We start from the raw sequence: 14,834 nt of genomic DNA, 5'->3' as shown, positions 1-14,834 counted from the left end.
CGTACTATGAATTTATGAGGTGAGATGAAATGAAAAATGCCGTAATAATAGACTCTGTACGTACAGCAGTCGGTCGCATGGGCGAAACATTAAAAGATGTGGAAGTAGATTATCTTGCGGCAAAAGTGTTGGATGAAATTACTGTCCGTACCGGTATCGACAAGAGTAAAGTCGATGAAGTCATTATTGGGCAAGCGAAGCAAAGTACAGACTCGCCGAATCTGGCCCGTTTAGCCCTTTTACGTGCAGGTTTTCCGATTGAAATTACCGGTTATACTGTTCACCGGCAGTGCGGATCGGGACTGCAGGCGATGAATAGCGGTGCTCAGCAAATCATGTGTGGACTGTCCGATATTATTATTGCGGGCGGAGCTGAAAGTATGAGCACTGCGCCATACTATTTACGAAATGTCCGATACGGTTATGGTGCAGGAAACGGTGAAATTCTCGATTCAAACACGGAAAGTCAACCCCGTGCCCAGCCGATTGAAACATATGGCGCATTAACGATGGGATTGACTGCTGAGAACTTGGCTGTAAAATACTCGATTTCCCGAAGTGAACAAGACGAGTTCGCCTTAAGAAGCCAGGAAAATGCGAAAAGAGCGATCGAGTCGGGATTGTTCACGGATCAAATTGTCCCATTTGAGGTAAAGACGAAAAAGGGAATCGTCGAATTTAAAGTAGACGAGCATCCAAGGGGAACAACATTTGAGAAATTATCACAGTTAAAACCTGTTTTTAAAGAAAATGGCACAGTAACTGCCGGAAATACTAGTGGTCGTAATGATGGGGCGGGTGTAATCTTGCTGATGTCGGAAGAAGCGGCTGCACAGTATGATAAAAAGCCTAAAGCAAAAATCATTGCGCAGGCTGTAGCAGGGGTTTCGCCTGATATTATGGGAATTGGCCCTGCGCCGGCAACTAGAAAAGCATTGAAAATGGCGAATTTAACACTCGATCAGATCGGGTTAATTGAATTAAATGAAGCCTTTGCAGCCCAATCTTTAGCCGTCATTAAAGAACTTGGCATGGACATAGACCGAGTCAATGTAAATGGTGGCGCAATCGCCCTAGGTCATCCAATTGGAGGCACAGGCGGTGTATTAATGACAAAGCTGCTTCATGAAATGGAAAGGCGCGGAGAAAAATACGGTTTAGTTACATTCTGTATCGGCGGCGGACTTGGTATTACAACAATTGTTGAAAATATGCAGTTGTAAATATGTACTGGAGCTGATCAAATGAACAATACCGATTGGAAATACCACTATACAAAAAAATGTACCACTGCTGAAAAAGCAATCCAGCTTCTTGAATCCTCTCAAACAATATTTTTGGCACCGATGTGTAATGAACCTCAAGTACTTGTAGAAGAATTAATTCGTCAAAAGGCACGGTTACAAGAGATTTTATTATATACCATCGTTTTAGGTAGTCCGTGTAAATATGCGGATATATCATGTCAACCACACTTTACAATCCGAACATTTTTAAATTCATCCTTATTGAAAAAAGCATACAAAAATAACCATTGTGATTACGTTCCTTTGAATTTCTCGGACATCCCTAGGTGGATCAAAGAAGAGAAAATCGATGTTGTACTTATACAGGTTTCAAAGCCAAATGCAGATGGTTTTTGCAATCTCGGTCTTTCGGTAGATGTTGTACAGACATTGATTAAGGAAGCGACGGTTGTGATCGCGGAAGTAAACAGCAATCTTCCTTACACATCCGGTGAAACACTGGTTCATGTATCCCAGATTGACCGTTTTGTTTCATCCGACAGACCGTTACTTACAATTCCAAACAGTCAACCTGCCAAAGAAGACATTACTATCGGCAATTACGTAGCAACGCTGATTCCTGATTATGCGACGATACAAGTAGGGGTCGGCAAACTCGCAGGCAGTATTGTCCGATCGCTTCGGTCAAAAGTGGGCTTAGGTGTGCATTCGGGTTCAATTTCTGATGACATTATGCAGCTCATCAATCTGGGAGTCATTACGAACGAACGAAAAGAAATCAATCGTCATAAAACCGTATGTACAACACTTACCGGAACAAACGAGTTATATGAGTTCTGTCATCACAATAAAAGTGTTGAACTGTATCCGGTCAGCTACACACATAATGCGGCAGTTATAGCGAAAATAAGCCACTTCTATTCAATTAACTCGGCGTTGGAAGTAAGTCTGTCCGGGCAAATCAATGCCGAGCAAGTTGAGGATTCCTATGTTGTTGCGGGAGTTGGTGGTCAGATGGATTTCATTCATGGATCAAAACTTTCTCCTGGTGGAAGAGCAATTATTGCCCTTCCTTCTACGGCAAAAAATGGAACGGAATCCCGGATTAAGGTTCATACAAAATACGTGACGTCGCTGAAGTCTGAAGTCGACTTCGTTGTCACAGAGTATGGTATTGCAAAACTGTTTGGAAAATCTTTAAGCGAACGGGCAGAAAGCTTGATTGCCATTGCGCATCCGAAGTTCCGGGCTGCTCTAACTGAACAATACAAACAATTAGTATAAATAGAAAATTAGCCAAATAAGAAAGGGTGTTAACTATGACGAATTTAAAAGATAAAGTTGCAATCGTTACAGGTTCCGGCCGAGGCATTGGACGAGATATTGCGTTACTTTTAGCAAAAGAAGGAGCAAAAGTAGTTGTCAATGATTTAGGCGGAGGATCTGACGGGCAAGGGAATGATACAAAAATTGCAGATGAGGTAGTGCGGGAAATACAGGAACTTGGCGGAGAAGCTGTAGCCAACTATGATTCCGTTGCCGACTATGAATCTGCTTCCAATATTATAGATACAGCACTTTCAAGTTTCGGGCGCTTGGATATTGTCGTAAATAATGCAGGTATTTTACGGGACCGCATGTTATTTAAAATGAGCGAGGAAGAATGGGATGCGGTTATTGCGGTTCATTTAAAGGGTTCATTCAATATGACGCGAGCAGCATCAACGATTTTTAAGGAGCAAAAAAGTGGGCGCTTTATTCATTTCACTTCCACTTCAGGGTTAATCGGTAATGTTGGGCAGGCTAATTATTCAGCTGCCAAATTAGGAATTGTAGGGTTAAGTAAAAGTACGGCGTTGGATATGGCACGGTATAATGTCACATCGAATGCGATTGCCCCGTTTGCTTGGAGTCGATTAATCGGGACAATCCCTGCAGAAACAGAGGATGAAAAAGAGCGCGTGGACAGACTGAAACAGCTTTCACCAGCACATATTGCGCCATTAGTTGCCTTTTTGGCATCGGATGAAGCTGCCGATATTTCCGGTCAAATATTTGGTGTGCGAGGAAAGGAAATTATGGTGTTTTCTCAGCCGCGCCCGATTCGTTCTGTCTTCAATGCGAAAGGCTGGTCTGTTGACAGCTTAAGTGCAATTAAAGGGTCGCTACAATCAAGTTTTACACCGCTTGAAGGTAGTGCACAAGTCTTCCCATATGCTCCGTTAGTGTAATTGTTTGGACTGCTAAATGGAAGGGAGAGAAAAAATGGACTTTCAGCTGCCACCCGATTTAATAGATATGAAAAAATCGATTCGGGATTTTATAGACAATGTAGTGGACCCACTTGCAGACCAGATTGACCGTGAAGACCGTATACCAGACCATATTATGAGAATGTCAAAAGAAATGGGCTTATTCGGTCTAAGCATCCCTGCAGAATATGGCGGTATAGGCATTGATATGGTCGGGAAATGTAGTCTCTTTGAAGAAATCGGCCGTACATCGAACGGATATATGACGGTAATTGGTGCTCACACAGGAATCGGGTCTGTCGGAATTGTGGAATTGGGGACGGAAGATCAGAAGCGAAAATATTTACCGCGCATGGCTTCCGGTGACATTATTGGTGCGTTTGCTTTAACCGAAACGACTGCAGGTTCCCATGCAGCGGCTTTAAAAACAACTGCCGTTCGTAAAGGGGACAAATATATTCTGAATGGCGCAAAGCAATATATTACGAATGCACCGATTGCAGGAGTTTTTACAGTGATGGCTGCAACCGATCCAACTAAAGGTGTAAAGGGGATAACCTCATTTCTCGTAGATAAAAGCGCTCCCGGTTTAATCATCGGAAAAACAGAAGAAAAAATGGGGCTTCGCGGATCCCATTCATCTGAAATCTTCTTCGAGGATTGTGAAGTTCCGGCTGAAAATGTGCTTGGTGAAGAAGGCTTAGGTTATGTCAATGCTTTAACTATTTTGGCAAATGGCCGTGCAGGACTCGCAGCGAGAAATTTAGGGTCTTCGCAAAAACTTTTTGAGCTATCCGTCAAATATGCGCATGAGCGTGAACAGTTCGGTAAACCAATTTTTGACCAGCAAATTATCCAACATTACTTGGCAGAAATGGCATTGGATATTGAAACGTTGAGAGCCTTTACGTACCGGGTAGCATGGATGGTGGACCAAGGGGTGAATGTCATGAAAGAAGCCGCGATGGCAAAGCTTTTAGGTTCGGAAATTTATAATCGCATAGCGGATAAAGCTGTTCAAATCCACGGTGGTCTTGGTTACATGAAAGATTTTCCAGTTGAAAGATATTACCGTGATGCCCGTATTACAAAAATATATGAAGGTACGTCCGAAATCCAAAAAAATATTATTGCTGCTCAAATTCATAAAGACTATTTGAAGAAAGCACCGCCGGCAACAATGAAATAATATGATTTAAATTATCTGAAAATAATGATAAATGAAGTTGGAGGAGGTGATTTTTTGAGTACTGGGCTTAAGGAAAAAGTTGGCCTGAAATTAGAATCCTACACTTTTAGAGTAGAAAAAGGAAAAATCAAAGAATTGGCACAAGCGATTGGCGATCTGAAAGAGGAGTTTTTGAGCGGAGAAGCAGTTCCACCTACATTCCCGACAGTGATCGACTTTTGGGGTGGAGGTGCCTCCTCATCCGAGTTATTGAATTTAAATATGAAAAAGGTTCTCCACGGTGAGCAGGAGTATGAATATTTCAGGGGAATTGTTCCCGATGAGGAAATTACAGTGCATGGTGTCATTGAAAAAGCTTATACAAAAGCGGCGATGAACTTCTATGTCATACGCAAGGACTACTTGGACAAACAAGGTAAAACGGTTTTAATCAGTCGATCCACGATTATCGAAAGGCATTAGGGGGGGCATTTTATGGAAGTCGGCCAGACACTGGAACCTTTACAGAAGGAAGAAATAACACATACACAGCTCATTCGATATGCGGGTGCATCCGGAGATTTCAATCCGATCCATACCGTTGTTCCTTTCGCGGAGGCAGCAGGTTTAGGCGGGGTCATTGCACATGGCATGTTGGTTATGGGATTTGTCGGCCAGGCAATTGGACAATGGTTCGAAGTGAAGAATCTGAAGAAATTCACAACGAGATTTAAAGCAATGACAAGGCCCGGAGAAAGAATAACAGTTCAAGGGCGGATTGTTGATGAAAATGATACTTGCTGGATTTGTGAGGCGGAAGCTGTCAATGAAGCTGCTGAAGTAAAGGTAAAAGCATTTTTTGAAATAAGAAAATAATTACTTTTACGGTTGTTCTAGAGAGATGGCTCGATACGTAAAATTTGTGATGTTGACTGCAATTATTACAGGAGAATCTCTTTAATACTCAAGCAGTTATAGATGAAGCTAACAAAATTTAAGGGGGAACTGGCAATGAGAGAATATGTAACGACGAAACAGGAAATCAACAAAAATTCACTACCGTATAATTTATACCAGAAAGCAAAAAAATTCGGAATCTGGAATCCGGTAGATATCGATTTTAGCCAAGATAAAGAAGACTGGAAGAAATTAAATGAAGAGCAGCAATTAGAGGTACTGACACAGTTTGCCCAATTTATTGGCGGTGAAGAGGCAGTCACACAAGATATTTTACCGATGATAATGGCAGTTTCAAAAAAGGGATGGTTTGAAGAGGAAACTTACTTAACAACATTCCTTTTTGAAGAAGCGAAGCATGCGGAGTTTTTCAGTCTGTTCCTGGAAGAAATCGGCGTAACGGAAGATTTGACACATTTACTTTCACCAGGCTACCGGAAGTTATTTGATGAAACATTGCCGGCAGTGATGGGTAAATTGATTGATGATCAATCACCGGAAGCAATGGTCGATGCTGCGGTTACTTACAACATTTTCGCGGAAGGTGTTTTGGCTGAAACCGGTTACTGGTTCTTCCATGAAGCACTTTCAAGATCAAATCTGTTCCCAGGGTTTATTTCGGGAATTCGAAATGTAAAGCGTGACGAAGGACGTCATATTGGTTTTGGTACATTCCTCATTCAGCGCCTAATCAGTGAAAATCCTGAGCTTGAGCTGTTTGAACGCGTACAACAAAGACTGCAGGAGCTGTTACCGATTGCGATGATGTTAACGGAAAGAAAAGAAGAAGTAACAAGCCTTGGTATCGAACGAGGAAAATCGATGGAATTTGCCATGAAGCAATTGCAGGCACGTCTGACAGTCCTTTCCCGAGCAAAAGGAAAGACTTTGGAAGAAATCTATAATACGGACATTGCTTTAGAAGAAGTGTAGGAAGTAATCAATCAGACGCTGTAACGAGACAGTTTGCTATTTAAAGGGGGATGAAAGATGACGACAGACGTACAAGTAAAGATCTTTCCGCAATTTATTAATGGTGAATGGACACCACCAGCTTCAGGTGAATTTTTTGATGTAATCAATCCGGCTACATCAGAAGTTGTGGCGAAAGTTTCAAAAGGGAACCAGGAAGATGTGAATAAGGCGGTTCAAAATGCGAAAGAAGTATTTGAATCGGGTGTGTGGTCAGAGAAAACGCAGGCGGAACGTGCACAGATCATGCTGCAATTTGCGGGGAAAATCAGGGAGCATGCACAGGAGATAATTTTCCTGGAGGGTATTAGTACGGGGGCGACACTTCGTAAACTGGGTGGCGCGGATATCCGACAGTTAATCCTTTCTCTTACTCAAACAGCAGATTTATCGCTGAAATATGAAGCCGTGACAGCGCTTCCTGTTAATGAGCAGCTCGGTCCGAACCGAAGCTTACTCGTTCGTGAACCACTTGGTGTAGTAGCGGCAATCACTCCATTTAATTTCCCGTTAGTTTTAGCAATGTGGAAAATCGCACCGGCAATTGCGATGGGGAACTCCATCATTATTAAGCCGGCTTCAAATACACCATTAGGTACATTGAAACTTGCACAATTAGCAGTTGAAGCAGGTATTCCACCAGGGGTCATCAATGTCATCACTGGTCCTGGAGCCGAAGTGGGGGATGCGCTTGTCACACATCCGGATGTATCGAAAGTGGCGTTTACTGGATCTACCGAAGTAGGCAGAAAAATTATGGCGCAAGCTGCAGGTACGGTAAAGAAAGTGACGCTTGAACTTGGAGGAAAAGCACCTGCAATAGTACTTCCGGATGTAGATCTTGAAGTGGCGATTCCGGGAATACTGCTCGGTGTATTTTTCCATTCAGGGCAAGTATGTGAAGCGAGTACACGCCTCATCGTCCATGAATCCATTTATGATATCGTCGTGCAACAACTAGTTGAAACAACGAAGAAAATTAAACTCGGCCAGCCGCTTGATATGACAACTGGAATGGGGCCGGTTATCTCTGAATCACAAATGAATAAAATCCTCGATTATATTCAGTCAGGCATTGATGAAGGAGCGAGACTTGTTAGTGGTGGTAAACGGGCAACAGGTCCAGGGCTGGATAATGGGTATTTCATCGAACCGACAATCTTCGCAGATGTAACAAATGATATGAAGATTGCGAGAGAAGAAATCTTTGGTCCGGTATTATGCGTGATTAAATATTCAACAGAAAAAGAAGCAATCGACATTGCAAATGATACAGAATACGGATTATCTGGCGGTGTCTGGGGTCGTGATGTGACAAAAGCAAATGAAATTGCTACGAAAATTAATGCGGGAACAGTTTGGATCAATGACTGGCATATTTTCCGTACTGATGCTCCATTCGGCGGCTATAAGCAAAGTGGTTTAGGTCGTGAACAGGGGGCTCAAGTGTTTGATGACTACACAGAGCTTAAAAATATTTGCACGTCCTTAACGACGGAAAATGCGCAGCGCCCAGCTTTAGGTTTAATCTTTTAATCGAAAAACGAATGGAGAGATACGATGAAAACGACTTCCTATTTTGAATTCACACATCGCCCTGAAATCCGAAGTGGTGCAGGTTCACATATTTTAGTGCCGGATTTAATTCAAGGTTTAGGCGGAAAGCGCCCTGTTCTTTTTTCGGATAAAGGACTAACAGATGCCGGATTAACGCAAAAAATCAAAAGTTTATTTGACATGGTACCAGGCATAAAGCTTGCTGGTGTATTTGATGATATTCAGCAAGATGCGAAATCAAGCAATATAAACAGAGGTCTGAAGTATTTTAAAGAATGCAATGGCGACTCCATTATTGCCATTGGCGGCGGGAGTGTTATTGATACAGCTAAAACGATCAAGTGGGCTCTTTACAATGGTGTTAACCAAGTTGAGTATATTTTAACCGGGAATGTTCTAGAGGTGTGGCCTGATGCAAAGCCATTCGGTATTCCGCATATTTCGATCCCTACTACAGCTGGAACGGGTTCTGAAATTTCCAGTATTTCAGTAGTGTTCAATGAAATGCTGAACTTGAAATGCAATTTAATGAATCCATATTTAAGTTCCGATATTGCTGTATTGGATCCTGATTTAACGGTCGGTTTACCGCCAAGAGTAACAGCGTTTACAGGTATGGATGCACTAACACATGCTGTAGAAGGATTTTTCTCAACAAAATCCACGAATTTCTCGGATGCATTTGCGTTGCATGCTGCAAAAATCATTGTCGAAAATTTGACTACAGTAGTACATGATGGGAAGAACGTTGCGGCACGTGCTAATATGCTACAAGCTAGCGCAATGGCTATTACAAGTTTCCAATCGGCGATGGCCAATATTCCAATTCATAACATAGCCCATACGTACGGTGCAAAATACGGCATTCCACATGGATTGGCAAATGCAGTTCTCATGCCGAGTGTTATGAAAAACATGCCGAACATGTATTTACCGAAAGTAAATGCATTTGCTTCTGCATTAGGGGTCATTCCGAATGCAGAAAATCCTCTAGAAACATTGGATGAGTGCATCAATGTAATTGTTGACTTAAGAAATGCAGTAAATCTGCCGCCAAGCTTTGACGAGTTTAATATTGATGCGGCAGATATTCCGCAACTTGTGCCTGCTGTTCAAAACGATCCTTCGTCGTTAAGTTTCCGTATACCTGATGACATCATTGTAAACGTTTCTAAAGAAGTAATCAGTTCTAAAGTAAGTATTTAACTTAAAGAAAGCGCTCTTGAGGAGAGGGGGGATCCTCCTTTCCTTTGATCGATAATTTGAAAGTAGGAGGTTACATTATGAACATTGTTGAATTGCTTACTTCAACAACTTCTCGTTTGCCAGATCAACCTGTCATCCACTTCAAAGGGGATCAACTTACTTATAAAGAATTGCAAGATAAAGTTTACAATATCGCTGCAGGATTAAAAGAACAAGGTGTCACAAAAGGTACAAATGTGGCGTTAATGATGACAAACCGCCCGGAATATATTATTACGTATTTTGCTGTTTTAGCAAATGGAGGTACAGTCGTTCCGATCAACCCTACATTTAAAGAGCAGGAAGTTACGTATATCCTGAACGACTCTGAAGTTGAATTGTTAATTATAGAAGATGCGTGTAGACAGGTTATCGAAAACGCACTGGCTCAATTTAAAACGGTTAAAGCAATTATTAATTACAGTGATACGGCTGATGAACAATTTTTATCATGGCATCAACTAGAGACATCCGCTTCTATTTCAGAAATTGTCCCCCTACATGAATCTGACGTCGCACAAATTATCTATACTTCCGGAACGACCGGAAACCCGAAAGGCGCCATGATTACACATGGAAATTTAAACTGGATGGCGATTACAGCAGCCGTCTACAATCAGTTAGTTCCGAGTGACCGTGTCCTATGTGTCTTACCATTGTTCCATGCTTATGCAAAACTTCAAGGCTTCCTTGCACCGATTGCCCACGGTTGCGCGATTTATTTGGAAGAACGGTTCCATCCGGTAGAAACATTAAAAGCGATTGCCGAACATGAAATTACAATTTTTTTAGGTGTACCGACAATGTATGCTTTCTTTGCCCAGGTTCCTCATTTAGTAGAGCAGCTGGACTTCTCAAAATTACGTACAGCCGGTTCAGGTGGGGCAAGTTTACCGGCGGAGCTATTGCATAAGACGAATGAATCGTTCGGTGTAAGTATTTCAGAAGGTTATGGCTTAACGGAAAGTACGGTCATGCTGTTGACAACACACCGTAGCTTACCGAAAAAAGTCAATTCAGTCGGGATGCCATTACCGGGAATCGATTTGAGACTGGTAGATCCTGAAGGCAATGAAGTAGCCAATCATGAAGTAGGCGAAATCTTATTTAGAGGGCCGAATATGATGAAGGGGTACTACAAGAAGCCGGACGAGACCGCAAATACGATTAGGGACGGCTGGTTGTATACAGGTGACATGGCCTATCGCGATGAAGAAGGCTATCACTTTATCGTTGACCGTAAAAAAGACATTATTATTCGCGGCGGGTTTAATATTTACCCTCGTGAAATAGAGGAAATGCTGTATCAGCATCCGGCTATCGTAGAATGCTCTGTGATCGGCAGACCGGACCCGGTTTTTGGTGAAAAGACGGTTGCGTATGTCGTATCGAAAGACACCGAACTTACAGAAGAAGATATTCGAGACTACTGCAAAGTGAAACTTGCCGAATACAAAGTACCGGATTATGTAAGTTTTATCGAAGAAATTCCGAAATCGGGAACAGGCAAGATTTTGAAGACAGCATTGAAAAACTTGGATAAGAATGCACTGCCTAAATAAGAAGCGGTCGGTTGGTCGGAGTTCTTAAACTTCAGTACATGAACTAGAACGCAGATCATGCCGTTATGGACAAGTCGCGAACTGCGAATGCCCAGAAACGGCAAATAGGTTAAAGATTGAACACGTATAAGGAGGGGTAAATAAATGAATTTTGACCAAAAGGCGATTATCGTTACGGGTGGAGGTTCAGGGTTAGGTGAAGCGACTGCACGAAAGATTGCAGCTGCTGGAGGCTATCCGATCATATTGGACTTAAATGAAGAAAAGGGTCAAGCGGTGGCTGATGAAATAAATGGCCTATTTTTTAAAACGAATGTAGTAAAGGAAGAAGACGTACAGGCAGCGATTAACGGTGCTGTAGAAAAGTACGGTTCCATCCAAGGTGTTGTAAACTGTGCCGGTCTTGGTACTTCGACACGTGTAGTAGGCAGAAAAGGTATATTTCCATTAGATGAATTTAACTTTATTATTCAAGTTAATTTAGTTGGTACATTTAATGTCATTCGTTTAGCGGCAGCTGCCATGATGACAAATGAACCAAATGAACACGGGGAACGCGGGGTTATTGTGAATACAGCTTCTGTAGCGGCATTCGATGGGCAAATCGGCCAGGCTGCCTATTCTGCATCTAAAAGTGGAATTGTAGGAATGACATTGCCCATCGCAAGGGACCTGGCAAGCTATGGCATCCGAGTTATGACGATTGCACCGGGAATATTCGATACACCTTTAATGAACAGTGCACCTCAAGCACTTAAGGAAGCGTTAGGAAAACAAATCCCATTCCCTTCCCGTTTAGGTGAAGCAGATGAATATGCACATTTAGTAAAGGCGATTTTTGAAAATCCAATGTTAAACGGTGAGACAATTCGACTTGATGGTGCGATTCGCATGGCCCCAAGATAAGGAGGAAAACGGATGAACCTTGAAACAATGACGATAGAGAAGTTGGATTACGGTGTACACGTCGTAACAATTAATAATCCGCCAGCCAATACATTAAATGCGGGAATTCAACAGGACTTATTGCAGCTGATTGAAGAAGTCGAGAAAAATCCGGCAATCCGGGCCATTGTGTTTAAATCTGCCAACCCGAAAATCTTTATTGCAGGTGCAGACCTGGGGGCAATGGGCAGCTCTGATGAAAACGTGGATTTTGCCGAAAGCTCAAAACATGTACAAGAGATTTTCAATCGACTGGAAGCATTAAGGGTACCAACAATTGCCGCAATTAATGGCCATGCATTAGGCGGTGGATGTGAATTCGTACTTGCATGCGATTTCCGTATTATGGGTGCCGGCACAATTGGGTTAACGGAAGCATCATTGGGCTTATTGCCAGGTGCTGGCGGTACACAGCGTATGACAAGGTTGGTGGGCGGAGCAAAAGCACGTGAATTAATGTATTTAAGCAAACGTTTAAAAGCTGACGAAGCTGCAGCAATCGGCTTAATTACAGAAGCGGTAGCTCCGGAAGAGTTGGAAGAAAACGCAATCGCATTCGCAAATAAGCTTGCTCAAAGTGCGGTAGGAGCGATCGGGCTCATTAAAGAGAGTATTTTGGCTGCAGAAGAATTGCCGTTGGAACAAGGTTTATTAGTTGAACGGGAAGCTTTTGCGAAAACATTTACTACAGGGGAAGTAAATGAAGGCATCCGTGCGTTCTTTGAGAAACGCCCTCCGAATTTTTTAAAAACAGTTACAAATCAATAAATAGGACAATTGGGGGCCGTGTTGAAAGTTCAGCTTTCAGTACGGCCTTAATTTATTATGGAAGGATGAAGAATTAATGCTGTTAAAAGGATTAAAAGTATTGGATTTCTCCACATTATTGCCAGGTCCGTTTGCGACGATGATGCTGGCGGATCTTGGAGCGGAAGTGATACATGTCACAAAACCGGTAGAAGAGGGCAAGCAATGGGGACCGGACGAGTATTTGCAGCGCTCTAAAAAATCGCTGGCGGTCGATTTAAAATCTCCGGAAGTTATCGCATCTCTGAAGGAGCTTTTAAGGGAACAGGAATTCGATATTGTTGTTGAACAGTTCCGCCCTGGCGTGATGGCGCGTCTTGGTCTCGATTATGAAACATTGAGAGCGATCAATCCTGGCTTAATATACTGTTCTATTACAGGCTACGGTCAAACAGGGCAGTACCGTGAACGCGGCGGGCATGATATTAACTATGTAGCCTTATCGGGGTTGCAAGGATATTCAGGTACAAAAGAAAATGGCCCGGCAAATATAGGCTTTCAGGTGGCTGATTTGGCGGGGGGATCAATGCATGCGGTAATCGGTATTTTATCGGCTGTCATTTATCGTGGAAAAACAGGACTGGGGCAGCATCTGGATATTAGTATGACGGATTGTGCTTTAACGTTAAACGCCTTATTTGCCCATGACTATTTAGCAGAAGGAAAACCGCTTGCGCGTGAAGAACTGATCTTAAACGGTGGATCATTATATGGTTATTATGAGACGTTGGATGGTCGGTACCTTTCTATCGGCAGTCTAGAACCGAAATTCAGGCAGCAGTTATGTCAGGCAATCGAATCCCCGGAATTACTCCGATTAGCAATGAGTAATAAACCAGATGATATTGCCACGCTGAAAGAACAGCTGCAAAGTACTTTTATGCAAAAGACATTGGAAGAATGGCAATCTATTTTCTCCGAAGTAGATGCTTGTGTGGAGCCGGTATTGACCTTTGAAGAAACAGTTGCCCATCCACTTTTCAAGGAACGGGAAATGTTTGTGGAAGTAGCAAAGCCGGATGGAACGACACAAAACCAGATCGCATGTCCGATTAAATCCAATCTTTTCAAGGCATCTTATGGGGAAATCGGGGTAAAAGCAGGAACACATAATGACGAAATTTTTGGGAGCCTATTAAAGAAGTCATAAGGAATGGAGTAGGTATAAATAGGTATCCTGAACTTCCTGTAAGCAGGGAAATAAATATAAAAATGTAAATAAAATTATGTTTTATTACGTTCATATTAAAAAAACTTAACATTTGTAAGAGTAATTACTGTCTTTTTATTGAAAAATATTTTAAGATATAAACGAATTACAAGATTGTTGAGCAGGTGAACTATGAAAAACTTAAAACTTAGTGTTTTCCTTCTATCCGTTCCACTTTTACTGGCAGGCTGTGAAAGTGTTGAAAACAAAGAAGGCTTCTTCTATTCAACATTTGTACGTCCGATGGATTGGACGTTAAACACATTTGGTGAATTATTTAACGGCAGCTATGGTTTGGCTATTATTGCTATTATTTTAATTATTCGTCTCGTACTAATGCCGTTTATGCTTAAAACTTACCGCAGTCAAGCTACAATGAAAGTGAAAATGGATTTTGTCCGTCCACAAATGGAGGATATCCAGAAACGTTTAAAAGCAGCAAAAACTCCGGAAGAAAGAACGGCGGTTCAGCAGGAAATGATGTCGCTCTACAAAGAACATAATATTAATCCGTTAAATATGGGCTGCCTGCCAGCGCTTATACAAATGCCGATTATTATGGGCTTATACTATGCGATTTTATATTCGACTGAAATTAAAACACATTCATTCCTATGGTTTGATCTTGGCTCTACAGATATTTGGATGACTGCAATCGCAGGTATCGTTTATTTTGTACAAGCGAAAGTATCGCTTCAAACCGTACCGGATGCTCAGAAGAACCAAATGAAACTGATGATTTATGTATCACCAATTATGATTGTCATTATTTCATTGTCTTCGATGGCTGCACTCCCACTGTACTGGGCAGTCGGAGGGTTATTCTTAATTGTCCAAACCTTTATTGGACGCAAATTTTTTTCAAACATCCCTGAAACTAAGGGAAATGAATAGATGTAACTTATGCCTCTG

At 42.0% G+C, this 14,834-nt stretch carries 14 protein-coding genes; all 14 read left to right on the top strand.

Annotated features, from left to right (window positions below; all coding sequences use genetic code 11):
• Positions 1 to 29: 29 nt before the first annotated feature.
• Complete coding sequence (locus tag M3166_RS07180; protein ID WP_251688729.1) at positions 30 to 1,223, top strand: thiolase family protein; 1,194 nt, start codon at positions 30 to 32, stop codon at positions 1,221 to 1,223.
• A 21-nt stretch (positions 1,224 to 1,244) separates the two neighbouring features.
• Complete coding sequence (locus tag M3166_RS07175) at positions 1,245 to 2,531, top strand: acetyl-CoA hydrolase/transferase family protein (RefSeq protein ID WP_251688727.1); 1,287 nt, start codon at positions 1,245 to 1,247, stop codon at positions 2,529 to 2,531.
• A 35-nt stretch (positions 2,532 to 2,566) separates the two neighbouring features.
• Entirely contained in the window at positions 2,567 to 3,478 is a 912-nt protein-coding gene (locus M3166_RS07170) for an SDR family NAD(P)-dependent oxidoreductase (protein WP_251688725.1), read from the top strand.
• A 34-nt stretch (positions 3,479 to 3,512) separates the two neighbouring features.
• Positions 3,513 to 4,688, top strand: coding sequence for an acyl-CoA dehydrogenase family protein (locus M3166_RS07165; RefSeq protein WP_251688723.1), 1,176 nt, complete (start codon positions 3,513 to 3,515; stop codon positions 4,686 to 4,688).
• 54 nt (positions 4,689 to 4,742) lie between these two features.
• A complete protein-coding gene (locus M3166_RS07160) occupies positions 4,743 to 5,150 on the top strand; it encodes an FAS1-like dehydratase domain-containing protein (RefSeq protein ID WP_251688721.1) in 408 nt (135 codons plus the stop codon).
• Positions 5,151 to 5,162: 12 nt separating this feature from the next.
• Positions 5,163 to 5,543 (top strand): MaoC/PaaZ C-terminal domain-containing protein, encoded by a 381-nt coding sequence (locus M3166_RS07155; RefSeq protein ID WP_251688719.1) that lies wholly within the window; start codon positions 5,163 to 5,165, stop codon positions 5,541 to 5,543.
• 135 nt (positions 5,544 to 5,678) lie between these two features.
• Entirely contained in the window at positions 5,679 to 6,557 is an 879-nt protein-coding gene (locus M3166_RS07150) for a R2-like ligand-binding oxidase (RefSeq protein WP_251688717.1), read from the top strand.
• Positions 6,558 to 6,614: 57 nt separating this feature from the next.
• The gene (locus M3166_RS07145; protein WP_251688716.1) at positions 6,615 to 8,132 is read left to right on the top strand and encodes an aldehyde dehydrogenase family protein; all 1,518 of its coding nucleotides are present in this window, start codon (positions 6,615 to 6,617) and stop codon (positions 8,130 to 8,132) included.
• Between the two features lie 24 nt (positions 8,133 to 8,156).
• Positions 8,157 to 9,359: an iron-containing alcohol dehydrogenase gene (locus M3166_RS07140; RefSeq protein ID WP_251688714.1), complete on the top strand. Its 1,203-nt coding sequence runs from the start codon at positions 8,157 to 8,159 to the stop codon at positions 9,357 to 9,359.
• 77 nt (positions 9,360 to 9,436) lie between these two features.
• On the top strand, positions 9,437 to 10,960 hold the full coding sequence (locus M3166_RS07135) for a class I adenylate-forming enzyme family protein (RefSeq protein ID WP_251688712.1): 1,524 nt from the start codon (positions 9,437 to 9,439) through the stop codon (positions 10,958 to 10,960).
• Between the two features lie 144 nt (positions 10,961 to 11,104).
• Positions 11,105 to 11,866, top strand: coding sequence for a 3-hydroxyacyl-CoA dehydrogenase (locus M3166_RS07130; protein ID WP_251688710.1), 762 nt, complete (start codon positions 11,105 to 11,107; stop codon positions 11,864 to 11,866).
• Between the two features lie 12 nt (positions 11,867 to 11,878).
• Positions 11,879 to 12,673, top strand: a complete 795-nt coding sequence (locus M3166_RS07125; protein ID WP_251688708.1) for an enoyl-CoA hydratase/isomerase family protein — start codon at positions 11,879 to 11,881, stop codon at positions 12,671 to 12,673.
• A gap of 76 nt (positions 12,674 to 12,749) precedes the next feature.
• Positions 12,750 to 13,862 carry a CaiB/BaiF CoA transferase family protein gene (locus tag M3166_RS07120; protein WP_251688706.1) on the top strand — a complete coding sequence of 371 codons (1,113 nt, stop codon included), beginning with the start codon at positions 12,750 to 12,752 and terminating at the stop codon, positions 13,860 to 13,862.
• A 192-nt stretch (positions 13,863 to 14,054) separates the two neighbouring features.
• Positions 14,055 to 14,816 (top strand): membrane protein insertase YidC, encoded by a 762-nt coding sequence (gene yidC, locus M3166_RS07115; RefSeq protein ID WP_251688704.1) that lies wholly within the window; start codon positions 14,055 to 14,057, stop codon positions 14,814 to 14,816.
• The last annotated feature ends 18 nt before the right edge of the window (positions 14,817 to 14,834 follow it).

The organism is Solibacillus isronensis (assembly GCF_023715405.1).
GTDB classification, from domain to species: domain Bacteria; phylum Bacillota; class Bacilli; order Bacillales_A; family Planococcaceae; genus Solibacillus; species Solibacillus isronensis_B.
The sequence above is the reverse complement of the archived record's forward strand: the minus strand, read 5'-3'. Positions and strand labels throughout refer to the sequence as shown.

What these genes read in the sequence shown, in the direction of transcription:
- M3166_RS07170 (WP_251688725.1), top strand. Translation starts at nt 2,567, where the DNA reads ATGACGAATTTAAAAGATAAAGTTGCAATCGTTACAGGTTCCGGCCGA.
- M3166_RS07175 (WP_251688727.1), top strand. Translation starts at nt 1,245, where the DNA reads ATGAACAATACCGATTGGAAATACCACTATACAAAAAAATGTACCACT.
- M3166_RS07150 (WP_251688717.1), top strand. Translation starts at nt 5,679, where the DNA reads ATGAGAGAATATGTAACGACGAAACAGGAAATCAACAAAAATTCACTA.
- M3166_RS07155 (WP_251688719.1), top strand. Translation starts at nt 5,163, where the DNA reads ATGGAAGTCGGCCAGACACTGGAACCTTTACAGAAGGAAGAAATAACA.
- M3166_RS07135 (WP_251688712.1), top strand. Translation starts at nt 9,437, where the DNA reads ATGAACATTGTTGAATTGCTTACTTCAACAACTTCTCGTTTGCCAGAT.
- M3166_RS07145 (WP_251688716.1), top strand. Translation starts at nt 6,615, where the DNA reads ATGACGACAGACGTACAAGTAAAGATCTTTCCGCAATTTATTAATGGT.
- M3166_RS07165 (WP_251688723.1), top strand. Translation starts at nt 3,513, where the DNA reads ATGGACTTTCAGCTGCCACCCGATTTAATAGATATGAAAAAATCGATT.
- M3166_RS07120 (WP_251688706.1), top strand. Translation starts at nt 12,750, where the DNA reads ATGCTGTTAAAAGGATTAAAAGTATTGGATTTCTCCACATTATTGCCA.
- M3166_RS07125 (WP_251688708.1), top strand. Translation starts at nt 11,879, where the DNA reads ATGAACCTTGAAACAATGACGATAGAGAAGTTGGATTACGGTGTACAC.
- M3166_RS07140 (WP_251688714.1), top strand. Translation starts at nt 8,157, where the DNA reads ATGAAAACGACTTCCTATTTTGAATTCACACATCGCCCTGAAATCCGA.
- M3166_RS07130 (WP_251688710.1), top strand. Translation starts at nt 11,105, where the DNA reads ATGAATTTTGACCAAAAGGCGATTATCGTTACGGGTGGAGGTTCAGGG.
- yidC (WP_251688704.1), top strand. Translation starts at nt 14,055, where the DNA reads ATGAAAAACTTAAAACTTAGTGTTTTCCTTCTATCCGTTCCACTTTTA.
- M3166_RS07180 (WP_251688729.1), top strand. Translation starts at nt 30, where the DNA reads ATGAAAAATGCCGTAATAATAGACTCTGTACGTACAGCAGTCGGTCGC.